The 24317-nt window shown below is 73.1% G+C and carries 26 protein-coding genes and 1 pseudogene; 11 read left to right on the top strand and 16 right to left on the bottom strand.

Going from position 1 to position 24317, the window contains the following annotated elements:
• Positions 1-27: 27 nt before the first annotated feature.
• From ACFYZZ_RS44500 to ACFYZZ_RS44490, 3 genes are read right to left on the bottom strand one after another with little or no spacing between them, the layout of a single operon-like run.
• Positions 28-843: a phosphotransferase gene (locus ACFYZZ_RS44500; RefSeq protein ID WP_389189615.1), complete on the bottom strand. Its 816-nt coding sequence runs from the start codon at positions 841-843 to the stop codon at positions 28-30.
• Positions 844-853: 10 nt separating this feature from the next.
• The gene (locus tag ACFYZZ_RS44495) at positions 854-1474 is read right to left on the bottom strand and encodes a hypothetical protein (RefSeq protein ID WP_389189612.1); all 621 of its coding nucleotides are present in this window, start codon (positions 1472-1474) and stop codon (positions 854-856) included.
• A 45-nt stretch (positions 1475-1519) separates the two neighbouring features.
• Positions 1520-2719 carry an SMI1/KNR4 family protein gene (locus ACFYZZ_RS44490; protein ID WP_389189609.1) on the bottom strand — a complete coding sequence of 400 codons (1200 nt, stop codon included), beginning with the start codon at positions 2717-2719 and terminating at the stop codon, positions 1520-1522.
• A 102-nt stretch (positions 2720-2821) separates the two neighbouring features.
• On the opposite strand from ACFYZZ_RS44490, the gene ACFYZZ_RS44485 reads away from it, so the two are divergent.
• Entirely contained in the window at positions 2822-3325 is a 504-nt protein-coding gene (locus ACFYZZ_RS44485; protein ID WP_389189606.1) for a molybdenum cofactor biosysynthesis protein, read from the top strand.
• A 70-nt stretch (positions 3326-3395) separates the two neighbouring features.
• A complete protein-coding gene (locus tag ACFYZZ_RS44480) occupies positions 3396-4064 on the top strand; it encodes a hypothetical protein (protein ID WP_389189603.1) in 669 nt (222 codons plus the stop codon).
• A gap of 18 nt (positions 4065-4082) precedes the next feature.
• Here ACFYZZ_RS44480 and ACFYZZ_RS44475 read toward each other — a convergent pair whose 3' ends face one another.
• Complete coding sequence (locus tag ACFYZZ_RS44475; protein WP_389189600.1) at positions 4083-4697, bottom strand: HAD family hydrolase; 615 nt, start codon at positions 4695-4697, stop codon at positions 4083-4085.
• 116 nt (positions 4698-4813) lie between these two features.
• On the opposite strand from ACFYZZ_RS44475, the gene ACFYZZ_RS44470 reads away from it, so the two are divergent.
• Complete coding sequence (locus ACFYZZ_RS44470) at positions 4814-4951, top strand: hypothetical protein (protein ID WP_389189597.1); 138 nt, start codon at positions 4814-4816, stop codon at positions 4949-4951.
• Between the two features lie 187 nt (positions 4952-5138).
• On the opposite strand, the pseudogene ACFYZZ_RS44465 reads toward ACFYZZ_RS44470, so the two are convergent.
• Positions 5139-6294: pseudogene (locus ACFYZZ_RS44465) on the bottom strand (FAD-dependent monooxygenase).
• Positions 6295-6389: 95 nt separating this feature from the next.
• Between ACFYZZ_RS44465 and ACFYZZ_RS44460 the strand changes: the two are divergent.
• Positions 6390-6947: a TetR/AcrR family transcriptional regulator gene (locus tag ACFYZZ_RS44460; protein WP_389189594.1), complete on the top strand. Its 558-nt coding sequence runs from the start codon at positions 6390-6392 to the stop codon at positions 6945-6947.
• Positions 6948-7008: 61 nt separating this feature from the next.
• Here ACFYZZ_RS44460 and ACFYZZ_RS44455 read toward each other — a convergent pair whose 3' ends face one another.
• The 3 genes from ACFYZZ_RS44455 to ACFYZZ_RS44445 all read right to left on the bottom strand — a co-directional run bounded on the left by ACFYZZ_RS44455 (position 7009) and on the right by ACFYZZ_RS44445 (position 9323).
• Positions 7009-8151, bottom strand: a complete 1143-nt coding sequence (locus tag ACFYZZ_RS44455; RefSeq protein ID WP_389189591.1) for an AI-2E family transporter — start codon at positions 8149-8151, stop codon at positions 7009-7011.
• A gap of 130 nt (positions 8152-8281) precedes the next feature.
• On the bottom strand, positions 8282-8701 hold the full coding sequence (locus tag ACFYZZ_RS44450; protein ID WP_389189588.1) for a DUF2267 domain-containing protein: 420 nt from the start codon (positions 8699-8701) through the stop codon (positions 8282-8284).
• 16 nt (positions 8702-8717) lie between these two features.
• A complete protein-coding gene (locus ACFYZZ_RS44445) occupies positions 8718-9323 on the bottom strand; it encodes a hypothetical protein (protein ID WP_389189585.1) in 606 nt (201 codons plus the stop codon).
• A gap of 208 nt (positions 9324-9531) precedes the next feature.
• Between ACFYZZ_RS44445 and ACFYZZ_RS44440 the strand changes: the two genes are divergently transcribed.
• From ACFYZZ_RS44440 to hypE, 7 genes are read left to right on the top strand one after another with little or no spacing between them, the layout of a single operon-like run.
• Positions 9532-11262 (top strand): hydrogenase maturation protein, encoded by a 1731-nt coding sequence (locus tag ACFYZZ_RS44440; RefSeq protein WP_389189582.1) that lies wholly within the window; start codon positions 9532-9534, stop codon positions 11260-11262.
• On the top strand, positions 11259-11849 hold the full coding sequence (locus ACFYZZ_RS44435; RefSeq protein WP_389189579.1) for a hydrogenase maturation protease: 591 nt from the start codon (positions 11259-11261) through the stop codon (positions 11847-11849). The genes ACFYZZ_RS44440 and ACFYZZ_RS44435 overlap by 4 nt, the downstream gene beginning before the upstream one ends.
• A 60-nt stretch (positions 11850-11909) precedes the next feature.
• Positions 11910-12635 (top strand): hydrogenase nickel incorporation protein HypB, encoded by a 726-nt coding sequence (gene hypB, locus ACFYZZ_RS44430; protein WP_389189576.1) that lies wholly within the window; start codon positions 11910-11912, stop codon positions 12633-12635.
• Positions 12632-15034, top strand: coding sequence for a carbamoyltransferase HypF (gene hypF / locus ACFYZZ_RS44425; RefSeq protein ID WP_389189573.1), 2403 nt, complete (start codon positions 12632-12634; stop codon positions 15032-15034). Before hypB ends, hypF begins: the two co-directional genes overlap by 4 nt.
• A 2-nt stretch (positions 15035-15036) precedes the next feature.
• Positions 15037-15327 carry a HypC/HybG/HupF family hydrogenase formation chaperone gene (locus ACFYZZ_RS44420; RefSeq protein ID WP_389189570.1) on the top strand — a complete coding sequence of 97 codons (291 nt, stop codon included), beginning with the start codon at positions 15037-15039 and terminating at the stop codon, positions 15325-15327.
• Positions 15324-16469, top strand: coding sequence for a hydrogenase formation protein HypD (hypD, locus tag ACFYZZ_RS44415; protein WP_389189567.1), 1146 nt, complete (start codon positions 15324-15326; stop codon positions 16467-16469). The genes ACFYZZ_RS44420 and hypD overlap by 4 nt, the downstream gene beginning before the upstream one ends.
• 43 nt (positions 16470-16512) lie before the next feature.
• Positions 16513-17571, top strand: coding sequence for a hydrogenase expression/formation protein HypE (gene hypE / locus ACFYZZ_RS44410; RefSeq protein WP_389189639.1), 1059 nt, complete (start codon positions 16513-16515; stop codon positions 17569-17571).
• Between the two features lie 58 nt (positions 17572-17629).
• Here hypE and hypA read toward each other — a convergent pair whose 3' ends face one another.
• The 8 genes from hypA to ACFYZZ_RS44370 all read right to left on the bottom strand — a co-directional run bounded on the left by hypA (position 17630) and on the right by ACFYZZ_RS44370 (position 24134).
• Positions 17630-17986 (bottom strand): hydrogenase maturation nickel metallochaperone HypA, encoded by a 357-nt coding sequence (hypA, locus tag ACFYZZ_RS44405; protein ID WP_389189564.1) that lies wholly within the window; start codon positions 17984-17986, stop codon positions 17630-17632.
• 7 nt (positions 17987-17993) lie between these two features.
• Positions 17994-18143 carry a hypothetical protein gene (locus ACFYZZ_RS44400; protein ID WP_389189562.1) on the bottom strand — a complete coding sequence of 50 codons (150 nt, stop codon included), beginning with the start codon at positions 18141-18143 and terminating at the stop codon, positions 17994-17996.
• 59 nt (positions 18144-18202) lie between these two features.
• Entirely contained in the window at positions 18203-18409 is a 207-nt protein-coding gene (locus ACFYZZ_RS44395; protein ID WP_389189560.1) for a hypothetical protein, read from the bottom strand.
• Positions 18410-18430: 21 nt separating this feature from the next.
• The gene (locus tag ACFYZZ_RS44390; protein WP_389189557.1) at positions 18431-19027 is read right to left on the bottom strand and encodes a DUF5947 family protein; all 597 of its coding nucleotides are present in this window, start codon (positions 19025-19027) and stop codon (positions 18431-18433) included.
• Positions 19024-19596 (bottom strand): NifU family protein, encoded by a 573-nt coding sequence (locus ACFYZZ_RS44385; RefSeq protein WP_389189555.1) that lies wholly within the window; start codon positions 19594-19596, stop codon positions 19024-19026. Before ACFYZZ_RS44385 ends, ACFYZZ_RS44390 begins: the two co-directional genes overlap by 4 nt.
• A complete protein-coding gene (locus tag ACFYZZ_RS44380; RefSeq protein WP_389189552.1) occupies positions 19589-21382 on the bottom strand; it encodes a nickel-dependent hydrogenase large subunit in 1794 nt (597 codons plus the stop codon). The genes ACFYZZ_RS44385 and ACFYZZ_RS44380 overlap by 8 nt, the downstream gene beginning before the upstream one ends.
• Positions 21383-21458: 76 nt before the next feature.
• A complete protein-coding gene (locus ACFYZZ_RS44375; RefSeq protein ID WP_389189549.1) occupies positions 21459-22520 on the bottom strand; it encodes a hydrogenase expression protein HypE in 1062 nt (353 codons plus the stop codon).
• Positions 22521-22577: 57 nt separating this feature from the next.
• Positions 22578-24134, bottom strand: coding sequence for a hypothetical protein (locus ACFYZZ_RS44370; RefSeq protein ID WP_389189546.1), 1557 nt, complete (start codon positions 24132-24134; stop codon positions 22578-22580).
• Positions 24135-24317: the final 183 nt, after the last annotated feature.

Raw genomic sequence — 24317 nt, 5'->3', positions numbered from 1 at the left:
GAGCCTGACCACCGCCGCGTGACCGGCTCAGTCCAGCAGGGCGGTCGTGAACCTGTCCCGGTTGGCCACCAGCCAGTCCTGGATGCGGTCCCAGCGCTGCCACCCGCCGCGCTCGGCCGGCATCCGGAGGTAGGCACGGTCGCCGTCGGCGACCCGGCGGGCCACGAAGGCGCGGCTGGTCTCGGTGGCCTGCTCGACAACTCCCGGCAGTTCGACGCGTTCCCGCTCGCTCAGGCCGTAGCCGTCGGCGAGGATCCGCAGGCGCGCGGGGGCGTCGAGGCCGGCGGGGTAGAGGGCCGACGCGGACTCGGGATCGAGCATGGGGACCCAGTAGCGTGCGGTCATGGCGACGTCCCACAGGGGCCGGCCCGGGGCCGCCAGGTCGAAGTCGATCAGGGCGGCGGCGCGGCCGTCCCGGAAGACGACGTTCTCCGGGCACACGTCGTTGTGGCACAGGAGCGTTCCGCCCTGCGGGTCGGCCAGATCCCCGGGCCAGTCGACGTGAGGGTCGGCCGGGACGGCCGCGCCGGCCTCGTGGAGGCGGCGCAGGAGGACCCCCACCGACCTCAGTGCGGGCTCCGTCATCGCCCATCGAGGAAAGGGCGGGAGGGCGACCTCACCGGGGACGAAGGTCAGCTGCTCGCGGCCGTCCGGGGTGAGAGCGACCGGCACGGGAGCCGCGTCGAAGCCGTGTTCCCGCAGGGCTTGGAGGTGGCGGTGCAGGGCCCGTGCGGTACGGGGTGCGGGGCGGTCGACCACCGCACCCCGGCGGAACACCGCGCCCGCGTTCACCGTGCCTCCGGGCAGCGCCCGGCCGTCTCCTGTCGCACCCTCACTCGTCACACGGGCAACGCTACGCGTGCTGCTGAGGGTGTACGGGGCCCGTGAACGGGGCCAGTTGCCGGAAGCGCTCGTCGAGGGTGACCGTCGGCGTGATGCGGTGCAGCGCGGCGCGCACCAGGGTGAGCGGGTGGTCGGGGAACAGCGCGTCCCAGTGCTCGTCGTCGGCGACGTGACACGGGAGTCCGCCGAACTGCCCGCCGGCGGCGTACGGGTGGGGACGGAAGTAGGCCTCGGGTCCCACCTGGGCCATCACCGTGGCCTCGCGCATCCCGGTCATCGCGCCCTCCGCGGCCTGCACCTTCAGGACCGTGCTGCACCCGGCCTTCGGTACGGTCCACGAGCCGAGGAACACCTGCCCGTGCGGTCCGCCGGGCCGGGGCACCTTCACCAGCTGACGTACCGCCGGGACGCCGTGCACGGTGCCGGGCACCGCCTCGATGAGCCCGCCGCCGGCCCGGGCCACGCCCGCCGCGAGCCCGGTCCGCAGGTGTTCCAACTCGTGCAGCGGGGCGGGCAGATCGGGGACGAGTGGAAAGAAGTGGACCGACAGGACGAGTCCCGCCGCGTCCGTCCACACGCCGGGCTCACGCTCGGTGAAGCCGGTCAGATCCAGGCCGGTGATCGGAGTCATGGTGATCATCATGCCGGGTGCGGACGACCCGCCGACGGCCGGGGCTCAGTCGTCCTCCTCCCCGCCGTAGGCCTCGAAGTCCGCGAACTCGACCGGGTCGTCGTCCTCGTCCAGGACACACAGGCCGACCGTGCTGAGCCGGCCGCGCTGCCAGGCCAGCAGCGTGTCGATCAGACCCTGCTGCAGCGGCGGTCCCTGGTCCGCGTGCCGGGGCCAGAACACGAGCGGCCAGTCGTCGGGTCGGTCGCCCTCGGTGAGCCAGCCCAGGTAGTCGCCGTCGATGGAGTCGGCGAAGGGCAGGAAACCGCCGGGCGCCGGGAAGGTGGCGAAGGGATACCACTCCGGGTGGCTGGACTTCAGGTACTCGTAGGCCTCGATCGTCTGGTCCACGAACGCGGTGAAGCGCGGCGCCGTCGTGCGCAGCGGCTCCGGGAACCGCAGCCAACCGCTCCATTCGCCGCTGCCGTACGTCTCCATCAGCCGCACATACTCCCCGGGCAGGGCCGTGCCCAACTGCTCGAACAGCCCCTCCCAGGTGCCGTCGCCGAGGCGTGGATCGGCCGGCGGCGGGGTCAGCAGGCGCAGCGCGTCCAGTCCCGTACCGGTCTCCAGGGCGATCAGGCGCTCCTCCTCGGTCAGCCGGGGTGGGACGGGGGCGGGCGGGGTCCAGGGTTCGGCGGTGTCGAGGAAGGCGGTGCGCGCGAAGGTGCCGGGCAGGGGGCCCATCAACGGGCCGGGTGGGGAGGGAAGTTCCCAGGTGTCGCGGACGGTGTGGCGCAGGTAGCCGGTGAGCGTGAGGTCGTAGCGGTGCCAGGGGAGCAGGCCGCTGCCGGGCACGGGCCCCTCGTGGGCGACGACCACCGTCCACTCGTCGGGGTCGTCGGAGACCGACGTGTCCCAGAACAGCGTGTCGGTGCCCCGGCTGCAGCCCCAGGCGAGCAGCCCGCCCGGCTCGGGGTGCAGCAACGGCCGCTCCTCCGCAGGGAGTTCGCGCGCCTCGATCCGGGCCTCCCGCTGTGTGGCCCGCAGCCACTGGCCGTAGTCGAACCTGCCCGGCTGCACACACGGCACATGGATCCAGAGGAACTCCCCGAAGTCCACCGGCCCGTACCGGTCGGCCAGCACCTTGTAGTCGGTCGGCAGCCGCGTCCCCAGCCACTCCTCCACGGCCGCCCAGTCGACGAGGACGGGGGCGGGCGGGCGTTCGGCGTCCGGCTCGGCGAACTCGGCCAGGTCCACGGTCACGTGCATCCTCCGGTGTGATCATCGAATGGGCAGGATTCTGCCACCGCCGGTCACGACCGACGGGCACTCCCCTTCGGTCAGCGCGCTGGTTAGGCTCGGGGCGTGCCCCATGTGGAAATCGTTCAGCTGCTGGTCTCGCCCGTGCACCGGTTCGAGGGTCGCCCGGGCGACGGACCGCCCGAGCTGCCGCCCGACGACCTGGTGACGACCGCCGAGGTCCGCGCGGGACTGGGCATCGTCGGGGACCGGTACTTCAACCACCCCGCCCACCGCAACGCGTCGATCACCCTCATGGCCGTCGAACGCCTGCCGCGGCAGGGCCCGGGCGAGCCCGACCTGCTGCGCACACGTCGTAACGTCCTGCTGCGCGGCGTGGACATCGACGCGTACATCGGTTCGACGGTCTTCCTCGACTGCGGCACCGGGCCCGTGGACCTGGAGGTACGCAGCGCTGCCCGGCCCTGCGCCTGGATGGACACCACGCTGGGACCCGGAGCGCAGCGGGCGTTGCGCGGCGGCGGGGGAGTGCGCTGCCGGCCGCTGACCGACGGGATCCTGACCGTGGGACGCGCCGTGTTCGGGGTGCGGGAGGCGCAGGAGACGTAGGCGAACCAGGCACGGCAGATGAGTACGACGACTCAGGCGATGCCCTCCGGAGATCATGAAGGCTGAGGGCATGACAAGCCCCTCGCCCAGCCACTCGCCGATCACCCCGTTCCCGTACCCCGCCCAGGCGCCGCAGCCCGCGCCGCGCCGGCCGCGCCGTCGGCTGCTCGTGGGCGCGATGGCGCTGATCCTCGTCGCCGCGTGCGCGGTGGCCGCCGTCTGGTGGAGCAAGGGCGAGGAGAACGACCCGCTGGCGGGCCGTCCCCGGGTCACCGACACGCGCGCCGGACTGTCCTACGCCGTGCCGGAAGGCTGGAAGCACGACGCGGCCAAGGACAAGGACCTCATCGACGCCTTCTCCTCGACGATGAGCAGGACCTCCGGTGCGGCCTCCTCGGGCGGCGGCACCGTGCTGGCCGGGCGCGCCGGGCAGACCGTGCCGCGCGCGCAGCTGCGCCGGGCGGCCGAGAGCGCCGCCCGCTCCAACGCCGAGTTCTTCTACCCCGACCGGCCGGCCACCCTGGAGGAGTCGCACGCCACCGAGGTGGACGGCCGGCCCGCCCACACGGCCGTCCTGCGGATCCGCAACGGCGACGACGGCACCGCCCGCCTGGAGATGACCCTGGTGACCGTCGACGGCGAACGCACCGCCTTCCTCCTCGCAGTCACCACGGACGAGGCCGACACGCAGATCACGGCGGACATCCACGCGGTCGTCGCCGACGCCACCGTCGACTGACGGCACCGGTCACCGGGGTCAGGAACCGGGGGCGACCGACTGCCCCTCGCTGGCACGAGCCTCCACACAGGCCGCCTCACGGAGGAGCCGCAGGCCATTGAGGCCGACGCGACGGTCGAGCCCTCGTGGCCGAGGACGCCGAGCGGCAGCGGCAGGGTGGCCGCGACGTCCCGTCCCGCACGACCAGGCCGCCGATGAACACGGCGGCGATGACGTGGTTATGCACCACCGGACGCCCAGCCGCCGGGAGAGCGCCACCACCGTGGGTACGGTGGCCAGTTGGTCGCGGGCGATCACCGCGTCCGCGGTCTCCAGGGCCAGGTCCGATCCGGCGCGGCCCATGGCGAAAGCGGTGTGGGCGGCGGCCAGGGCGGGCGCGTCCTCGACGCAGTCACTGACGACCGGCACCTTGCGGCCGGCACTCTCCCGCTCCTTCACCGCGAGCACCTTGCCCTCTGGCAGCAGCCCGGCCCGCACCTCGGTGATACCGACCTCGCCGACCGGCCGGGCGGCGGCGCGGGGGTTGTCGCCGGTGAGCGCTGTACGGGAGGCGGCGGTGCCGGCGGCGTCGGGTCGCAACCGGTCGGCGATCCCGAGGGCGACGACGGGGACGCCGTCGACGGTGACGAGCACCGCGCTACGGCCGCTGTCCTTCAGATTGGCGGCGAAGGCCTCGGCACCGTCCCGGACGGCGGGCGCCGAGTAGGCTGGTGACAGGTCGTCGTACAGCAGCCGAGCCTGGCCCGCCCATGGCTACCGTACGGCCTTCGATCCTGGTCCGTACGCCGATGCCGGGCGCGGAGACGAAGTCCCGCGCGACGCCGACGGCGAGGTACCTCCGCCTCGGCCTGCCCGCCACCCCGGACACGGACCGCCCGGCGGGCTGACCGGAGCGAGGGTGGGTACCGGCCGCTGTGCGCCGGACGTCGGCTCGGTCTGACCTGGAGTCCTCCGACGTGGAGGCCTCACCCCAGGCACGGCAGTGCCCAGTTGGCACCGCAGTGCGGGTGGGCACCTGCCGCTGTGCGCCGGACGCCGGACCGGAGTGACCTGGTGTCCTCCGGTGCGGATGCCTCACCCCAGGCTCGGCGGTGCCCAGTCGGCGTGGTGCAGGATGACTCGGACCGTCGCCCGGGACGGGGTGAGTCGCAGGGCCGTGTTGCGCAGGGCGACGGCCGCGGGATGGGACAGCTGCTGGCCCATCCGGCCGGCCTGCCGGGCCGCGCGGGCGACCGACTGCGTGCGGGGCCGGCGCTCGGCGTCGTACCGGGCCAGCGCCGCCGCGACCGTGGGGGCGTCGGCCAGCGAGGCGGCCAGCGTGGCGGCGTCCTCCAGGGCCTGGCAGGCGCCCTGACCGAGATGCGGCGTCATGGCGTGGGCCGCGTCGCCGAGGAACGCGATCCGGCCCGCGACGAAGGTCGGCAGGGGTGTCACCAACTCGTGGATGTCGTGGTGCAGTACGGCCTCGGGCCGGGTCGCCTCCAGGAGCGCCGGGATCGGTGCGTGCCAGCCGCGGAAGCGGGCGCGCAGCATGCCGAGCGGGTCCGTATGACGCACTCCGGGCGGGGAGTTGAGCACCGCGTGCCACTCGGCGCGCTCGTCGGCGAAGGCGATGTGGCCGAACTCCGCTCCCTGTCCCCAGGTCAGCTCGAAGTCGCTGCTCAGCTCCACCGGGCGCGCGGTGATGGCGCGCAGGACCGTCGACCCGCTGTACGCGGGGCCGGGATGGTCCGGGAACACCTGGTCGCGCAGCCGGCTGCCGACGCCGTCCGCCGCGACGACCAGATCCGCTTCCAGGACACCCGCTCCGGTCGGCACCTCGATCCGGTCGGGAGCCGAGCGGTCGACCGACGGCACGGTGACGCCCACGTGCAGGCACTCCGGGGGCAGCGCGGCGCGCAGCAGGCGGTGCAGCGTGGCGCGCGGGATGCCGACGATCGGCGTGCCCAGCTCACGCGCGAGCGCGGCTCCGTCCATGCGGGCCAGCAGGCCGCCCGAGGGAGTGCGGGTGCCCCCGCTGTACTGCGGCCGGGCCGCCGCACGCACCGCCGCGCCGACGCCCAGGACGTCCAGCGCGCGCAGGCCGTTGGCGTGCAGGGAGATGCCCGCACCCGCGTCGGCCGGGGTGGCGGCCCGTTCGAGGACCGTCACCCCGGCCGATGCGGTGCAGACCGATCGCCGCCGACAGTCCCCCGATCCCGCCACCGACCACCACCGCCGTACCGCCCATGTCGGTCCCCTCCCCGTGCGCAGGTTTTCTACAGGTGTAGAAGGAGCGTACTCGGGCTCTCTACGGCTGTAGAAGCGGGGGTGTAGAAAGAGGGGGTGTCCACCGATCGACGTACCCTCCTCGCCGACGCGGCCATCGGCGTGCTCGCCGACGTTGGCATGCGCGGACTGACGCACCGCGCCGTGGACCGCGCGGCGAACCTGCCGCCCGGCACCACCTCCGCCTACTACCGCACCCGCCAGGCGCTGCTCACCGCACTGGTGCGACGCCTGGTGGCACTCGACCAGGCGGAGCTGCAGGAGATCGGGAGCAGGACACCGGCGATCCGGAGCGCCGCCGAGGTGACGGCGGGCCTCCTGGCGTTCACCGCGCTTCGGCTCGCCGGGGAGGGGCGGCGGCGGTCCCTCGCGCGCTACGCGTGCGCCATCGAGAGCGTGCACCAGCCCGAGCTGCGCGAGATCCTCGTGCCCCGCGAGAACCTGGCGCGACAGGCGCTGCAGGACTTCCTGGCCGCACAGGGCGTGGAGGATGCGGAAGAACGCACGGTCACCCTGCTGACCTGCGTGGACGGGCTGGTCTTCGACCGGCTGGTGAACGGCGGGAGCGTGACCGGGCCGGAGATCCACGGCCTCGTGGCAGCGGCTCTGCGCTGAGCCGTACGACGACCACGGCGTGGCCTCCCTCAGAACCGAAGCGAAGGTGTCGCGACCACGGTCACGGCGGCACCGTCCGCACCGCGCGCAGGACAGCCCAGACGACGGAGATGATCGGCACGGCGACGACGGCTCCGATCACCCCCGCGACGATGCTGCCCGCGATGACGGACACGGCAACGACGAGCGGGTGCAGCCGGACCGCCCAGCTCATCACCAGCGGGTGCAGCACATGCCCTTCGAGCTGGCCGATGGCGACGATGAGCACCAGCACCGCCGCGGCCGTGAGCGGCCCACGCCCGGCGAGGGCGACGATGGTGGCCACGCCGAGCGCGACCGGTGAGCCCACCAGGGGCACGAACGTGGCGAAGAACTCCAGCAGCGTCAGCGGCAGCGCGAGCGGCACCCGCAGCACGAGCAGTGCGATGCCGACCAGCACGGCGTTGGTGGCCGCCACGATGATGATCCCGCGCGTGTACCCGGCGAACGTCCGCCAGGCGGCGCTCCCCGCCCGGTCCCAGGCCGGCCGGGCAGGGCCCGGCACCAGCTGGTCGCGCCCCCAGCGCCACATGCGCTCGCCGGAGTGCATGAAGAACGCGGAGGCGAACAGCGCGAGCGCGCCGCCCGTGATCACCTCGACGACTCTGCCCAGTCCCGACAGGGCGCTGCTGAGCAGGCTGGCCCGGTGCGTGGAGATGTAGTCGGTCACCTGGCGCTGCAGATCGGCGAGCCGGCCGGGGCTGAGCCGGAACGGCGGACGCTGCAGCCACAGCTCGATGCGGTGGATGCCGCCCCGGAACTCGCCGGCCAGCCTGGCCGACTCGCCCGCCACCGCGTTGCCCACGAGCGCGAGCAGGCCGAGCAGGATCAGCAGGCTGCCGACGAGTGCGAGGGCGACGCTCAGCGGCCGCGACAGGACGCGGCTGAGGAAGTCGACGAGGGGGCGCAGGACCGAGGTGACGACGAGGGCGAGGAACAGGGCGACGGCGATGAGCTGGAAGCGGCCGAGGATGCTGAAGACGCCGTAGACGACGATGCCGACGAGGATGAGGCGCCAGGCGTAGGCGGCGGCGACCCGCAGCCACGGCACCGGGCGCCCGGCCACCGGGGTGTCGGGCGCCGGGCGGGTGACCGCCGAGAGCCGTACCGAGTACGCCGGTCGGCTGCCCAGCACCGCCGCGCGCGCTCGACGCCCTCTGCTCATTCGCCGACCCGCACCGCCCACCAGGTCTTCCGCCTCCTCACCGTGCCCGCGCCCTGACTGTCCGTCACATCCTGAGAACGGTAAGGGCAAGCCGGGCAAGGAGACGGCACAACGCGCGGTGACGCGGACTTCACAACCCGTGGGCGCGCTCCACGGGCAGCAGCTCCCGGATGTCCGCCGGCAGCGCCCCGGCGATCCGCTCGGTCAGCTCCGGAGCCAGAGCGGCGTCCAGCACCTCCAGTACGGCCGCGGCGTCGCGCAGGGCCGTGTCCTCGTCGGTGCCCGCCCGGTCGGCGATCCGTCCGGCGAAGACGGTCAGCCCGAAACGCTCACCCGCGGTGCCCGAGTCGGCGCCGCCCGACGCGTCCGCCGCCAGTCGCATGTCGGCCGCCAGGTCCGGCGGCAGCTGAGCGGCCACATGGCGGGCGAGCCCGGACGGCAGCCGTTCCGAGAGGGTGCTCACGACGGCGTGCGTCGCCCGCTCGGCCGTCCCGCGGTCGGGCAGCTGGGCCAGTGCCTGCACCTTTCCGATGATCTCGTCGTGATGCATGAGGCCGGCTCCTTCCTCACGATGCCAGGGCCCGGCTGCGCTGTGTCTCCGGGTAGCGTCGGGTGAAGTTGACGGCCCACACCAGCAGCGCCACCGGCAGGACCCAGTTGAGCCAGTCGCTCCCCGACGACGTCCGTGTGGCCAGCCAGCCCAGCACCGTGATGACCACGAAGACCCCACCCCACACCGCCGTGAGCACCCGGTTGATGTGCTTGAACAGCGGCGAGTCCCACACCTCGGGCGGCGCCGACCGCCGGGCGTACTGCACCGTGAACGGCTGGAAGAACAGCGATCCGAGAGCCACGACGGCGATGACCCCGTTGGCGATCACCTGCGCGTACGTCTCCAGCCACAGCAGCTGCTGCTGTTCCAGGGTCAGCGCCAGCACGCAGATCACGGCGAAGAAGACGATGCCCGTCACATCGAGGATCGAGAGCCTGCCGTGCAGGATGTCCTGGCCGGACAGCACGAGGGCGGTGACCAGCGCGGCCAGCGCCGCGTACTTCCAGGTGCTGGGTCCGGCGACCACCGCGAAGACGATCCATGGCGCGAAGGAGAGGAAGATGCTGCCGTACCCGACCGGTGCGGCCGTCCGGTCCCTGGTCTCCGATTGCTGTGCCATGGGATCACTTCCAGCGCGGGGGCGAGCCCGTCGGGGGCCCGGCCGGTCCTTCCATCGTGCCGCCGAGACGTGGCCCGCGCATCCGCGCCCACGGTGCCCGGGGGGCCGCCCGGAACGCTGTGCGGATGGAGGAAGAGATCCCACGCGGTGAAGGAAACGCCGCACGGGTTCTTCACGGTTCCCCCAAGAGGGACGAACATGCCATGTCATGGACATTTTGCTCGTGGCCAGCGCGTTCAACAGCCTCTCCCAGCGGCTGTACGCAGAACTCACCGACCTGGGACATCGCGTGGATGTCGTACTCGCCACGCACGGCCCGGACCCGGTCCGTGCCGCCGTGCACGACCGGCGCCCGGACCTGATCGTCGCGCCGATGCTGAAGACGGCCCTGCCCGAGGACATCTGGCGGGAGCAGACCTGCCTCATCGTGCACCCGGGGCCGCCCGGCGACCGCGGCCCGTCCGCGCTCGACTGGGCCATCGCCGATTCTGCGCCGCGCTGGGGCGTGACCGTGCTCCAGGCCGAGGCGGCCATGGACGCCGGGGACATCTGGGCCGCGGAGTCGTTTCCCGTGCCGGCCGTCGGCAAGAGCGACCTGTACCGCAACGAGGCCTCCGACGCCGCCGTGGCCGCCGTCCTGCTCGCCGTACGCCGGTTCGCCGACGCCTCGTTCAAACCGCGCCCGCAGACCGGCGACCCCGACGCGTCCCACGCCCCCGTCCACGTGGTGTGGCGCGACCTCTTCCGGCAGGAGCGGCGGCGCGTCGACTGGGCGCACGACAGCACCGAGACCGTGCTGCGCAAGCTCCGCGGCGCCGACTCGCAGCCGGGCGTCCTGGACGAACTCCTCGGCCACGAGGTGTTCCTGCACGGCGGGCACCCCGAGGACCGGCTGCGCGGCCGGCCCGGCGAACTCCTCGCGACCCGGGCGGGCGCGGTCTGCCGGGCCACCCGGGACGGCGCCGTGTGGATCCCGGAACTGCGCCCGCGCAAGAACTCCGGCGACCCGGCGCCCTTCCGCCGCCCCGCCGCCTCCGTGCTCGCCTCGTTCGCCGGCCGCCCGCTCGACCTCCCGGAGGCCGCCGTCCCGCTCGACCTGCCCCCGCGCCGCCGCACCTGGACCGACATCCGCTACCGGCAGCGCGGCGACGTCGGCTTCCTACGCTTCTCCTTCCCGGGCGGAGCGATGAGCACCGACCAGTGCCGCAGGCTGCTCGCCGCCTACCGGTACGCGCTCACCCGCCGCACCTCCGTCCTGGTGCTCGGCGGCGCCCGCGACTTCTTCTCCAACGGCATCCACCTGAACGTCATCGAGGCCGCCGCCGACCCGGGCGAGGAGTCCTGGACCAACCTCACCGCCATGGACGACCTCGTCGAGGCCGTGCTGCGCACCACCGACCGGGTGGTGGTGGCCGCGCTCGCCGGCAACGCGGCCGCGGGCGGCGCCATGCTCGCCCTCGCCGCCGACCAGGTCTGGTGCCGTACCGGTGCCGTCCTCAACCCGCACTACCGGCGGATGGGCCTGTACGGATCCGAGTTCTGGACGTACTCGCTGCCCCGCCGCGCCGGCTCCGACACCGCCCACCGGCTGACGGAAGAGGCGCTGCCGCTGAGCGCCGCGTCGGCCGAGCGGCTCGGACTGGTGGACCGGCTCGTGCCCACCGGGCCGGGGGAGTTCGCCGCCGAGGTCGAGCGACTGGCCGCCGGCCTCGCCGCCGCCCCGGACCTCGGGCAACGCATCGCCGCCAAGGCCGCGGCACACCACGCGGACGAGCAGGCACGGCCGCTCGCGGACTACCGGCGGGACGAACTCGCCCGCATGTACGCCATCTTCTTCGACCCCACGGCCCCGTACCACGCCCTGCGGTCGGCCTTCGTCCGCAAGCAGCCCACCGGCGACGCCCGCCCCCTGGCACAGGCCGTCGGAGCCGTCCGGTGAACCCCGCACGGTCCCCGCTGCTCGTGGCGGGCGTCGGCAACATCTTCCTCGGGGACGACGCGTTCGGCCCCGAGGTGATCCGTGCCCTCGACGGGCGCCCGCTGCCGCCCGAGGTGCGGGTGCGGGACTTCGGCATCCGCGGCATGGACCTCGCCTACGCGCTGCTGGACGGCTGCGCCACCGCCGTCCTGGTCGACGCGGCCCCGCGTGGACACCGCCCCGGTACCCTCACCCTGATCGAGGCGGAACCGCCCGACGGCACCGCCGTGCCCGAGGCGCACGGCATGGACCCGCAGAAGGTGCTGGCGCTGGCCGCGCACCTGGGCGACGAGCCGCTGCCCCGGGTCCTCGTCCTGGCCTGCGAGCCCGGCGTCCTGCCGAGCGGCGACGAGGACATCCTGCCGGGGATCAGCCCACCCGTGCGGGAGGCGGTCGGCCGGGCCGTGGACGCGCTGCACACCCTGGTCCCCGCACTGCTGGCCGACCCCGCCGCGCCCGCACCGCCGTTGGGCCGCCCGATGGAATCCGGGCCCCCGCACGCGGCTGCGCTGCCCGGCCTCGCGGCCGACGGAGCCGAAGATCGGTGAGACCCGAGCCGTAAGGGACACGGCCGGGGCTCCGCCGCACGACTCCGAGGAGCTGCGCCCATGTGCCGGTCCGACGTCAAGCAGGCCGTCCTGGCGAAGAACGACGACCTGGCCGCGAGCCTGCGCGACGATCTGACGCGACAGGGCGTCACGATGGTCAACCTGCTGTCCAGCCCGGGCAGCGGCAAGACCGAACTCCTCGGCCGGATCCTGGCCAGAGCGGTGGAGCGCGGCGTTCCTGTCGCCGCGCTCACCGCCGACCTCGCGACCGAGAACGACGCCGTCAGGCTGGCGCGTTCGGGCGCCCCCGTCCAGCAGCTGCTCACCGACGGACTGTGCCATCTGGAGGCCCGGCAGGTACGCGGGCGCCTGGAAGGGTGGCTGCCGGCGGACACCGCGATGCTCTTCGTGGAGAACGTCGGCAACCTCGTGTGCCCGGCGTCCTACGACCTCGGCGAGACCCTGCGGATCGTCCTGATGGCGGTGACCGAGGGCGAGGACAAACCGCTGAAGTACCCGACCGCGTTCGGCTCGGCCCACCTGGTCGTCGTCACCAAGACCGACCTGGCCGAGCCGGCCGGCTTCGACGAGATGGCCTTCCGGGCGAACCTCCAGCGGGTCAACCCGGGGGTGGAGATCGTACGGTCGTGCGCGCGCACCGGCGACGGCGTCGACACCCTCCTGGCCCACGCCCTCGCCGCCCGGCACGGCGCCCCGCCGCACCGGCCTCCGCTCGCCCCGCATCCCCACGGTCACCACCACCCCGCTTCCGCCCCCGTCGCGTGACCGCGCCCGTCACCGGCCCGGTCCGCCGCCGGATCACCGTGCGCGGCACGGTGCAGGGGGTCGGGTTCCGGCCGTACGTGCACCGGCTCGCCGCCGACCTGGAGCTGGCCGGGTTCGTCGGCAACACCGCGAACGGCGTGCTCATCGAGGTGGAGGGCCCGGCGGGCGAAGTGGGCCGGTTCTTCGACCGGTTGACCGAGCAGCCGCCCCCGCTGGCGGCCGTGACGGGCGTCGGCTGCGAGGACGTCCCTGCCACCGGCACCACCGGCCCGTTCACCATCCGCCCCACCGAGCAGTCGGCGGGCCGGACCCAGCTCCCGCCCGACACCGCGACCTGCGCCGACTGCCTGCGCGAGCTGGCCGCCCCGGCCGACCGCCGCCACCGCCACCCCTTCATCACCTGCACCCACTGCGGCCCCCGCTTCACCATCGCCACGGGGATGCCGTACGACCGAGCGGCCACCACCATGGCCCGCTTCCCGATGTGCCACTCCTGCGCCCGGGAGTACGCCGCCCCCGCCGACCGGCGCTTCCACGCCCAGCCCGTCGCCTGCCCCGACTGCGGCCCCCGGCTCCGCCTGATCGCCGCCGACGGAACCGGTGTCCGCCCGGCCCGGGACGCGGACGCCCTGGCCACCGCACGGGCACTGCTGGCCGCGGGCCGGATCGTCGCCGTGAAGGGCGTCGGCGGCTACCACCTGGCCTGCGACGCCACCGACGCACGCGCCGTCGCCACCCTGCGCACCCGCAAGGAACGCGGCGGCAAGGCCTTCGCCGTGATGTGCGCCGACCTCGACACGGCGGAGCGCGTCGCGGACCTCACCGACGCCGAACGGGCCGCACTCACCGGCGCCCGGCGCCCCATCGTCCTGCTGCGCAGACGCACCTCCACGGACGGACTCCGCCTCGCCGACCAGGTCTGCCCCGGCAGCCCGCACGTGGGCGTGATGCTGCCCTACACCCCCGTGCACACCCTGCTGTTCGGGCTGCCCGGCGATCCGCCCGGCCCCCGGGTACTGGTCATGACCAGCGGCAACCGCTCCGGCGAGCCCATCGTCACCGACGACGCCGAGGCACTGACCCGGCTGGCCGGACTCGCCGACGCCTGGCTCGCCCACGACCGGCCCATCGCCTCCCCGTGCGACGACTCCCTGCTGCGGGTGCGCCCCGACGGCACCGAACAGGTGCTCCGGCGCTCCCGCGGTTACGTCCCCCGCCCGCTGTGCCTCCCCCTCCCGGTCCGTCCCACGCTCGCGGTCGGCGGCGACCTGAAGAACGCGCTCTGCCTGGGCGAGGGGGACCTCGCCTGGTTCGGGCCGCACATCGGCGACATGGGTGACCTGGCCACCCTCGAAGCGGCCGAGAGGACCGAACGACACCTCGGCCGCCTCACGGGAGTCACCCCGCGGCTGGTGGCCGCCGACCGGCACCCCGGTTACCACTCGACGGGTTGGGCACGGACACGATCGGCCCAACTCGGACTTCGGTCACCGACGTTGGTGCAGCATCACCACGCCCACATCGTCTCGGCCATGGCCGAACACGGCCTCGACGGCACCACACCCGTCATCGGGATCGCCTTCGACGGCACCGGGTACGGCGACGACGGCACCGTGTGGGGCGGCGAGGTACTGCTTGCCGACTACACCGGCTACCGGCGTTTTGCCCACCTGACCCCGGCCCCGCTGCCCGGCGGGGACGCGGGCGTCGCCAACCCCTGCCGGCTGGCACTGGCCCGGCTGTGGGCGGCGGGGCTGCCGTGGGAGCGGGACCTGCCGAGTGTCGTAGCGTGCTCCGAATCGGAACTCGCCATCCTGCGGCAGCAGTTGGAACGCCAGGTGGCATGTGTCCCGACGTCCGGCATGGGGCGCCTCTTCGATGCCGTTTCGTCTCTGGTCGGCGTGTGCCACCGCGCGGGGTACGAGGCGCAGGCCGCGCTGGAGCTGGAGGCCGCGGCGACGCAGGCGTGGCACGCGGACACCAGGGCGTACCGCTTCGGGTTCCGGACCCTCCCGCCACCCCACGCAGTCCCGTCCGGCCGGCCTCTCGGCCGACTGAACCGGGCGGGCAGGTGGGAGATCGCGCCCCCGCTGCAGGCCGTCCTCACCGATCTGCGGAGCGGCACCCCCACCCCCGTGCTCGCGGCCCGCTTCCACCGGGGCGTGGCCCGGGCCGTCACGGAGATCTGCCGGCGGGCCCGCGGAACGACCGGCCTGACCACGGTCGCTCTCACCGGGGGCGTCTTCGCCAACGCCCTGCTGGAGGAGGAGTGTGCCGCCCTGCTGGCCGCGGACCGGTTCACGGTCCTGCGACACGGCGAAGTACCCCCGAACGACGGCGGGTTGGCGCTCGGTCAGCTCATGGTCGCGGGAACAGCAACCAACCACGAGACGGAGTGACCATGTGTCTGGCAGTGCCCGGCAAGGTCGTGGCCATCGACGACGGCGCCGACCCGCTCACCGGGCTGATCGACTTCGGCGGAGTACGGAAGCAGGCGTGCCTGGAGTACGTGCCCGATGTGCGGGTGGGGGAGTACGTCATCGTCCACGTCGGGTTCGCCCTGCAGCGCCTGGACGAGGAGTCGGCCCGGGCGTCCCTGGAGCTGTTCGAGCAACTCGGGCTGCTGGAGGAGGAGTTCGGCGACGCCTGGGAGCAGGCGGCCCGGCAGGGGAGCGGGAGTGAGGTCCAGTGAAGTACATCGACGAGTTCAACGACCCGGATCTGGCACGCCGGTTGCTCGACGAGATCCGCGCCACCGTCACCCACCCCTGGGCGCTGATGGAGGTCTGCGGCGGCCAGACCCACTCCATCATCCGGCACGGCATCGACCAACTCCTGCCGGACGAAGTGGAGTTGATCCACGGTCCGGGCTGCCCGGTGTGCGTCACCCCCCTCGACGTGATCGACAAGGCGCTGGAGATCGCCGCCCGCCCGGACGTGATCTTCTGCTCCTTCGGCGACATGCTGCGGGTGCCCGGCACCGACCGGGACCTGTTCCGGGTCAAGGGCGAGGGCGGTGACGTCCGGGTGGTGTACTCGCCGCTCGACGCCCTGGACCTCGCCCGCAAGAACCCGGACCGGCAGGTCGTCTTCTTCGCGATCGGCTTCGAGACGACCGCCCCCGCCAACGCCATGGCCGTCCACCAGGCCCGCCGTCTCGGCGTGGACAACTTCAGCCTGCTGGTGTCCCACGTCCGGGTCCCCCCGGCGATCGACGCCATCATGTCGGCGCCCGCCTGCCGGGTGCAGGGCTTCCTCGCCGCCGGGCACGTGTGCAGCGTGATGGGCACCGCCGAGTACCCGGACCTGGCCGAGAAGCACCGGGTGCCGGTCGTCGTCACCGGCTTCGAACCGCTGGACATCCTCGAGGGCATCCGCCGCGCCGTCCACCAGCTGGAGCGCGGTCAGCACCGGGTGGAGAACGCCTACCCCCGGGCCGTGCGCGAGCAGGGCAACCCGGCGGCCCTGCGCATGATCGAGGAGGTGTTCGAGGTCACCGACCGCAACTGGCGCGGCATCGGCCGGATCCCGGCCAGCGGCTGGCGCCTGACCGACGCCTTTCGCGCCCACGACGCCGAGCACCGCTTCGACGTCGCCGGCATCCGCACCGAGGAGCCCGCCGCGTGCCGGGCCGGCGAGGTACTGCAGGGCCTGATCAAGCCGACCGAATGCGGCGCGTTCGGCACGACCTGCACCCCGCGCACCCCGCTGGGCGCCACCATGGTCTCCAGCGAGGGCGCCTGCGCCGCCTACTACCTGTACCGCCGGATGACCGACACCCCGGCACGGCAGGGATCCCGCATCCCGCAGGAGGAGATGAACCCCGTTGGCTGACCTCGCCACCGAAGCGGCCCAAGCGGTCGACGCCGCCAAAGCGATGCAAGTGGCCGTCGACCCTGCGAACTGGACCTGCCCCGCACCCCTGCGCGACCAGCCGGTCGTGGTCATGGGCCACGGCGGAGGCGGCGCCCTGTCCGCCGAACTGATCGAGCAGGTCTTCGCCCCCGCGTACGGCAACCCCACCCTGGCCGCCCTCACCGACTCGGCCGTCCTCGACCTGGGCGGCGCCCGGCTGGCCTTCTCCACCGACTCCTACGTCGTACGGCCGCTGTTCTTCCCCGGCGGCAGCCTGGGCGACCTCGCGGTCAACGGCACCGTCAACGACCTGGCCATGAGCGGCGCCCGCCCCGCCTACCTCTCCACGGCGTTCGTCCTGGAGGAGGGCGTGGAACTGGCCGTCGTGGGGCGGATCGCCCACGCCATCGGGGCGGCGGCCGAGGCGGCGGGCGTCACCGTCGCCACCGGCGACACCAAGGTGGTCGAGTCCGGGCACGGCGACGGCGTCTACGTCACCACCGCCGGCATCGGGCTCGTCCCCGACGGTGTCGACATCCGCCCGCAGCGCGCCCGGCCCGGCGACGCCGTGATCGTGAGCGGCCCGATCGGCCTGCACGGCGTGGCCATCATGAGCGTCCGGGAGGGGCTGGAGTTCGGGGTCGAGATCGCCTCCGACACCGCGCCGCTGGCCGGCCTGGTGGCGGCCATGCTGGCGGTCACCCGGGACATCCACGTGCTGCGCGACCCCACCCGGGGCGGGCTCGGCACCTCGCTCAACGAGATCGCCCGCGCCTCCGGCACCGGCGTACGGCTGCGGGAGCGGGCCATCCCGGTCCCGGACGAGGTCGCGAACGCCTGCGGTTTCCTCGGCCTGGACCCGCTGTACGTCGCCAACGAGGGCCGGCTCGTCGCCTTCGTGCCCCGGGAGGAGGCCGAGGCGGTGCTCGCGGCGATGCGTGCCCATCCGCAGGGCGCCGGCGCGACCCTGATCGGCGAGTGCGTCGTGGAGCATCCCGGCATGGTCGTCGTGGCCACCGGGCTCGGCGGCACCCGGGTGGTGGACCTGCCGCTGGGGGAGCAGCTGCCCCGTATCTGCTGAGCGGCCCGGACAGCAGTCGGCCCCGCCGGAGACCGAGCTCCGGCGGGGCCGACTGCCGTCAGGGCAGGGCCGCGGCCGCCTCGACGTCCGTGATCTCCAGTTCCCTGCCGCTGCGCAGATCCTGCGAGGGCCGGTCGCACCGCGGACACCAGAAGAACGGCGGCATGCCGACCGTGAACTCCTCCGCGCACCCGCCGCACCAGGCCCGCGCCGTCACCTGCTCGACCACGAGCCGGGCCGCGGCGAGGGCCGTGCCGCCGCGGGCCACCTCGAAGGCGAAGTGCAGCGCGTCCGGCACCACACCGGCCAGTTCGCCGACCCGGACGGTCACCGACGAGACGTCGTCGGCGCCGTCCGCCCGGGCGATCTCCTCGGCCTGTTCCACGATCGCCGTGGCGATCGACAACTCGTGCACGGCCCGCTCAGGGGTAGCGGCGGTTCGCGCGGACGCCACCGGTCATCCGGTAGATCCGCAGCTCGCGCACCACGCCGGGCAGCTCCTTCAGGAACAGGGTCAGTGCCAGACCGCCCACCAGAGCGGCCTGGGCGAGCAGCACCTGACGTCCGGACATCACCGACCTCGCTCTCTTCGCCGTTCGGCAGCGTTTGTTCACACTCACTCCCTGCTCTCTCATCCCGGTGAGATGTTCGGCATGGCGTCCAGCAGGGCGTCATGCCGCTTCCAGTGGATCCCGGTGGAGCGGCGCGCGTCGGCGGTGCCGTCCTGGTGGTGTCCGCTCTGGTGGTCGTAGGGGCCCCGGTTGCCCTGGTGCAGGCCCGGCACATGGCTGGGCGTGTCGGGCTTCGCCTGGGGGCGGCCCACTCTGATGCTGCCCATGTCTGTTCTCCTTCCAGGTCCTCACGAACGCTCGGTGAGCTGCGCGAAGAACCGCTCCACAGCCGGCCAGACCCCGTCGCCACCGGACAGGCCCCGCCACTCGCGGCGGACGAGGGCGACCATCCGGAAGCAGTCGTCGACCGGCACGATCCAGTGCTCGTCCAGGCCCCGCACGGTGTTCACCAGCAGTGCCTCCACGTCGGGTGCCATGGAAGCGAGCTGCGGAAACGTGGCGGTCAGCCGCTGCCAGGCCGCCGCGTCCACCTCCCAGCGCATGGCCCCGGCCGGACTCGGCCCCTGTGCGGTGACCGTGCCGTCGGAGCGCGGCACGAAGAACACCAGGCCCACCGGCACGCCCAGCACCGCCGTGTCGACCGGCGGCAGCCGCAGCCGGCGCCGGGGCACGAGCCGGTAGTGCCCCTCGCCCGCCCCGTCCTCGGCGAACAGCACCGAACACGGGCCGCACACGCACCGCACCTGAGCGGCCTCCATGTCGTACAGGTGGGGGTGCGCGTCGGCCACCGGGGTGGCGCACAGCTCGCACACCTCGGCCTCGGCGGTCGCCGTGCGGCCGGCCGCCGAGCGGATGACGCGGGCCAGTGCCCCGTCCGTGATCACCGTGACTCCTGCGGCTGCGGCGCGGTCCGGCGCTTCAGCGTCGTCAGGGGTACGAAGGCCGGGGCCGCCCGCCGCTCGTCGGCGACCGGCTCCACCGCCTCCAGCTCCGGGGCGGCGGCCAGCACCGCCGCGCGGACGGCCGCGGTGACGTCGGCCGAACCGCCGCCGCACCCGGAACCGCAGCCGCCGCCTGTGCTCACCCGCACCCGGGCCACCCGCCCCTCGACACCGGCCCACTCCAGGTCGCCGCCGCGCTCGCGGACCGCGGGCCGCAGCCGCTCGACCGCGCGGGCGGCCCGAGCGTCGGCGGACTCGGGGTGGACGGCGTGCAGCACCAGCAGGTGCCCGAGCAGCTCGTCGTCGGCCAGGCGCTCGCGCAGCCGCTCGTCCGCGTGGTCCAGGACCCGGGCGAGCGCCTCGCCGTAGACCTCGGTCAGCAGCGTCACCGACTCCAGCGCCGCACGGGCGGCCGGGCCGGGCGCGGACTCCAGCCCGGCCAGCGCCTCGTCGAGCCGGGCGAGCCGCGCCTCCACCGCCGGATCCGGGAGCCGTACGGCGCGATCAGGCATGGCCGGCTCCGTACGTGGGCGAGTGCACCGTCGACAGCGTCTTGCCCTTGCCCATGTACATGTGCACCCCGCAGGGCAGACACGGGTCGAAGCTGCGCACGGTGCGCATGATGTCGACGCCCTTGAAGTCGTCGGGCCCGTTCTCCTCGAAGATCGGCTGGCCCTGGACGGCGTCCTCGTACGGCCCCGGGGTGCCGTACATGTCGCGCGGGCTGGCGTTCCACGGGGTCGGGGGGTACGGGTGGTAGTTGGCGATCTTCTTGTCGCGGATCACCAGGTGGTGGGAGAGGACACCGCGCACGGCCTCGTGGAAGCCGCAGCCGATCGCCTCGTCGGGCACCTCGAAGTTCTCGTACACCTTGGAGTCGCCGTCGCGGAGCATGCCCATCGCCTCCTCCAGGAACTGCAGGGCCATGGCGGCGGCGTAGGCGACGAAGTACGGCCTGGCACGGTCCCGCTCGATGGTGTTGCTCCACTGGGGGATGCGCCACTCGAGCGTGGTCTCCGGCAGCGACTCGCCCTTGGGCAGCGAGATGCGCACGCTGTGGCCGGTGGCCTTCACGTACGGCGTGTCGACCAGGCCGCTCAGCGCGGTCGTCCACAGCCGGGCGAGGGGCCCGCCGCCGGTGTCGAGGGCGAGGTGCTCGCCGGTCCCCGAGTGGTGCCAGCGCGGGCTCATCACCCAGCTGTACTTGCCGTCGAAGTCCCGCTTCTGCGGCACCGGCACGGTGGTCTGGTTCCACGGGTGGCGCATGTCGACGGGGTTGCCGAGCGGGTCGTGGGTGACGAACGGCTGCTCGTTGACCCAGTCCTCGTAGTAGGAGCTGCCGAGCATGATCCGCAGGCCGAGGTTGATGTCGACCAGGTTGTTGGTGACCAGTTCGCCGTCGACGACGATGCCGGGGGTGACGTACATCGCCTTGCCCCACTCGTTCATCGTCGCGTAGCGGTAGTCGACCACGTCCGGGTTCTGCCAGGCGCCCCAGCAGCCCAGCAGGATACGGCGTTTGCCGACCTCCTCGTAGCCGGGCAGCGCCTCGTAGAAGAAGTCGAAGACGTCGTCGTTCATCGCCACGGCCTTCTTGACGAAGTCGATGACGCGCATGAGCCGGCTGAGGTAGTCGGTGAAGGTGTTGGGCTGCGGCATCGTGCCGACCCCGCCCGGGTACATCGTCGACGGGTGGACGTGCCGCCCCTCCATCAGGCAGAACATCTCCCGGGTGACCCGGCTGACCTTCAGCGCCTCCTTGTAGACCTCGCCCTCGAAGGGGTTGAAGGCCCTCATGATGTCGGCGATGGTCCTAAAGCCGTGGACGTCCCCGCGGGGCGCGTTCGTGCGCTCGGCACGGGCCAGCACAGCGGGGTTGGTGGCCTTGACCATCGCCTCGCAGAAGTCCACGAACACCAGGTTGTCCTGGAAGATCGTGTGGTCGAACATGTACTCGGCCGCTTCGCCGAGGTTGGTGATGTGCTCGGCCAGCTTGGGCGGCTTGACGCCGTAGGCCATCTGCTGGGCGTAGTTGGAGCATGTCGTGTGGTTGTCGCCGCAGATGCCGCAGATGCGCGAGGTGATGAAGCCCGCGTCGCGCGGGTCCTTGCCCTTCATGAACACCGAGTAGCCGCGGAACAGCGACGAGGTGCTGTGGCACTCCACGACTTCCCGGTTGGCGAAGTCGATCTTCGTGTAGATGCCCAGGTTGCCGATGATCCGCGTGATCGGATCCCAGGACATGTCCACGATCTGCGCGGGCTTGCGTTTGGTGGACCGGGACTCGGTGGTCGTCATCTGCGGTACTGCCCCTTGCTGTTCGGGTTCGGCGGGTCGGTGGCGGGATGCGTGACGAGCGGCGTCGTGGCTGGTGTCACGGGCGGTAGTGGGGGTCGTAACCGCTGGTCAGCTTGCGCTTGTTGTGGCGCCACTTGGGCTCGTGGTTCACCATGTCGTTGGTCAGACCGCGCAGGCGGCGGATGACGGCCCCGTACGGCTTGATGACCAGGGAGGACAGCGCTCCTCCGGGAGGCTCGTCCATGAACGGCATGAACGCGTCCGGGAAGCCGGGCATCGTGCACCCGATGCAGATGCCGCCGACATTCGGACAGCCGCCGATCCCGGACATCCAGCCCCGCTTGGGCACGTTGCAGTTGACCACGGGGCCCCAACAGCCCGTCTTCACGAGGCACTTGGGCGAGTTGTAGTCGAGGCCGAAGTCGCCCTGCTCGTAGTACGAGCCCCGGTCGCAGCCCTCGTGCACGGTCTTCCCGAACAGCCACTGCGGACGCAGCATGTGGTCCAGCGGGGGCGGGGGAGCGGTACCGGCCGCGTGCTGGAGCACCCAGATCAGGGTCTCCATGAAGTTCTCGGGCTGGATGGGGCAGCCGGGCACGTTGACGACCGGAAGCCCGGCCTGCGACTTGAACTCCCAGCCCAGGTAGTCCGCGAGGCCCATGCAGCCGGTGGGGTTGCCGGCCATGGCGTGGATGCCGCCGAAGGTGGCACAGGTGCCGGCGGCCACCACCGCCCAGGCCTTGGGCGCCAGTTGGTCGATCCACCAGTTCAGCGGCAGCGGCTGGCCGGTCTCCGGGTCGTTGCCGAAGGACGTCCAGTAGCCGTCGCCCTCGATGATGTTCTGGTTCGGGATCGAACCCTCGATGACGAGGATGAACGGGGCCAGTTCGCCGCGCGCGGCAGCCCGGTACGGGGCGAGGAAGTCCTCGCCGCCCAGGCTCGGCGAGAGCACCTTGTTGACCAGGTTGACCTTCGGCAGGCCCGGGATGAGACCGAGCACCACGTCCTCGATGGAGGGCTGGTCGGCGGCCGTCAGGGAGACGGTGTCGCCGTCGCAGCTCATGCCCTCGGAGATCCAGAGGATGTGGATCTCGTCGATCGCGTCGCGCTCCTGGGTGGCACTGGTCTGGGTGGTCATGTCGTCCGCCTTTGCTGCGGTCGGTCGGGGAGTCGGTGAGCGGCGTGCGCCGGCAGGTCAGGGGCGTCCATCGGGCCGTTCCTCCTCCGGCCGGTCGGCCGGACGTCGGGGCCGCGGGGACTGCGGCCGGGGTGGGTGGAGCGGGTCGGCGGGACCCGGCGCGTACGCGCCTGCGAGCGGTTCGACCTCGGCGGGCCGGAAGTAGTGGAAACGGCCGTACCAGCCGTGCAGTTCGGCCGCGGGATCGTCGTCGACGCTCACCGCGAGGTGCACGCTGCCGTCCACGTCGTGGAAGACCGCCGCCACCTGCGCGGTCCGGCCGGCCAGGAACATGTCCTGGGCGTCGGCACCCCGGCCGCGCGGCCGCAGCCGCACCCGGCTGCCGCCGCCGACGGGGACGCCGTCCACGAGCACCGTGTCGGTCGTCGGGGACAGCCCCTCGTCGCCGCCCTCCTGCCACCACGCGGGCCGTTCGGCCGGGTCCTCGGCGACGGCGGTGGGCGTGACGGGAGTAAGTGAGCGGATGGCGCCGTGCAGCCGGGCGAAGACCTCCCGGGGCATGCTGTCGACACGGTCCAGGATCTGCGCGGCCCGCGGGTCGGTGGCCCGCGCCTCGGCCTTCTCCTCGTCCGTCAGGAGCATCGTGCGCAGCGTCAGGATCTCGTCGATCTCCGCCGCGTCGTGCAGGTCGCCCGGGCTCTCCGGCGCCACCTGCGGACGGTCCGGGAGGATGATCGGGGAGGACAGGACGACCCGACCGACCGGTCCCGTCTCCTGCGGCTCGCCGCCCAGGACAGGGAAGGTGAACGCGTTACGGCAGTCGCGCACAGGGGCCTGCAGATCCGCGGGCGGATCGATCAGCGAGACGAACTCCACGCCCTCGCCGCCGAGCAGGGTGTGCGCGGCGAGCAGCGCATGCCGCAGGGCATCGCCCCGAGCGGCCCGGGCATCCGGTGCGCGCCCGGTGTTCTCGGTGCGCACCCGCAGCCGGTACACGTCGTCGGTGATCCGCTCGGCCACGACCGTCGTACGCGCCCGGACCTGTTCGCGTCGCCGCACCACGCGCCCGGCACCCCCGGGCAGCGGCTCCGTCCGCTCACCGGGCGGCGCCCCGGCCTCGGCGCGGCACTCGCCGCGCAGCAGATCGGCGAGCGGCCACGCGAAACCGACCTCGTGCGGCACTGCCTCGTCGAAGGTGAGATGGGCCGTCCCGTCGTCGGTGCGCAGTGACTCGACCGGGCGGTACTGCCCGTCCGCACCGGCCGCTTGCACCTGTTTGTGCTGCATCTGCAGATACCGCACCCGCACCCGTACGACCGCTCCGGGCTGCCGTACGCGCACCAGGCACTCGGTCTGCTGGTACCAGGAGTCCGCGGAACCGGACAGGCCCGGGGTGACGGGCCCGTCCGCCTCCACCCAGTCCCGGGGCAACAGCACCCCGAACTGCCAGCGGACGCGGTTCTTGGCCGAGGAACGGCGGTACGGATAGAGCAGATAGCCCTCGTAGAGGACGGCATCGGCGACCGCGCTCACCTGCGCGAAGGCGTCGCCGGACGGGTCGTCTCCCGCCACGGCGGTACACGCCACGCCACTTACGCCGCCCGTCCCGGCCATTTCGCCTCCTCGCCACAGGTGCACCCGCCGATCCCTTCCACCACGGTCACACCCCTCACGGGTGCTCGCCCTTCCGGCGGACCGGGATTGGGCCGGGCGGGGGACAGGGACGCGTGCGAGGCATGGGCTCGGCGGGCTCATCGGGCTCGGAGTGTGCGGGAGGCCGGAGCGGGTCACCGGTCC

The organism is Streptomyces sp. NPDC001816 (genome assembly GCF_042892235.1).
Lineage (GTDB): Bacteria > Actinomycetota > Actinomycetes > Streptomycetales > Streptomycetaceae > Streptomyces.
This window is presented reverse-complemented; position numbering and strand designations above follow the sequence as displayed.

Bases quoted from the DNA above. Each gene is read 5' to 3' on its own strand.
- ACFYZZ_RS44370 (WP_389189546.1), bottom strand. From the start codon at position 24,134: ATGGCCGGGACGGGCGGCGTAAGTGGCGTGGCGTGTACCGCCGTGGCG.
- ACFYZZ_RS44495 (WP_389189612.1), bottom strand. From the start codon at position 1,474: ATGACTCCGATCACCGGCCTGGATCTGACCGGCTTCACCGAGCGTGAG.
- ACFYZZ_RS44385 (WP_389189555.1), bottom strand. From the start codon at position 19,596: ATGCCTGATCGCGCCGTACGGCTCCCGGATCCGGCGGTGGAGGCGCGG.
- ACFYZZ_RS44445 (WP_389189585.1), bottom strand. From the start codon at position 9,323: ATGGCACAGCAATCGGAGACCAGGGACCGGACGGCCGCACCGGTCGGG.
- ACFYZZ_RS44375 (WP_389189549.1), bottom strand. From the start codon at position 22,520: ATGACCACCCAGACCAGTGCCACCCAGGAGCGCGACGCGATCGACGAG.
- ACFYZZ_RS44440 (WP_389189582.1), top strand. From the start codon at position 9,532: ATGGACATTTTGCTCGTGGCCAGCGCGTTCAACAGCCTCTCCCAGCGG.
- ACFYZZ_RS44470 (WP_389189597.1), top strand. From the start codon at position 4,814: ATGGCTACCGTACGGCCTTCGATCCTGGTCCGTACGCCGATGCCGGGC.
- ACFYZZ_RS44480 (WP_389189603.1), top strand. From the start codon at position 3,396: ATGACAAGCCCCTCGCCCAGCCACTCGCCGATCACCCCGTTCCCGTAC.
- hypB (WP_389189576.1), top strand. From the start codon at position 11,910: ATGTGCCGGTCCGACGTCAAGCAGGCCGTCCTGGCGAAGAACGACGAC.
- ACFYZZ_RS44400 (WP_389189562.1), bottom strand. From the start codon at position 18,143: ATGTCCGGACGTCAGGTGCTGCTCGCCCAGGCCGCTCTGGTGGGCGGT.
- ACFYZZ_RS44395 (WP_389189560.1), bottom strand. From the start codon at position 18,409: ATGGGCAGCATCAGAGTGGGCCGCCCCCAGGCGAAGCCCGACACGCCC.
- hypE (WP_389189639.1), top strand. From the start codon at position 16,513: ATGCAAGTGGCCGTCGACCCTGCGAACTGGACCTGCCCCGCACCCCTG.
- ACFYZZ_RS44455 (WP_389189591.1), bottom strand. From the start codon at position 8,151: ATGAGCAGAGGGCGTCGAGCGCGCGCGGCGGTGCTGGGCAGCCGACCG.
- ACFYZZ_RS44380 (WP_389189552.1), bottom strand. From the start codon at position 21,382: ATGACGACCACCGAGTCCCGGTCCACCAAACGCAAGCCCGCGCAGATC.
- ACFYZZ_RS44450 (WP_389189588.1), bottom strand. From the start codon at position 8,701: ATGCATCACGACGAGATCATCGGAAAGGTGCAGGCACTGGCCCAGCTG.
- ACFYZZ_RS44420 (WP_389189570.1), top strand. From the start codon at position 15,037: ATGTGTCTGGCAGTGCCCGGCAAGGTCGTGGCCATCGACGACGGCGCC.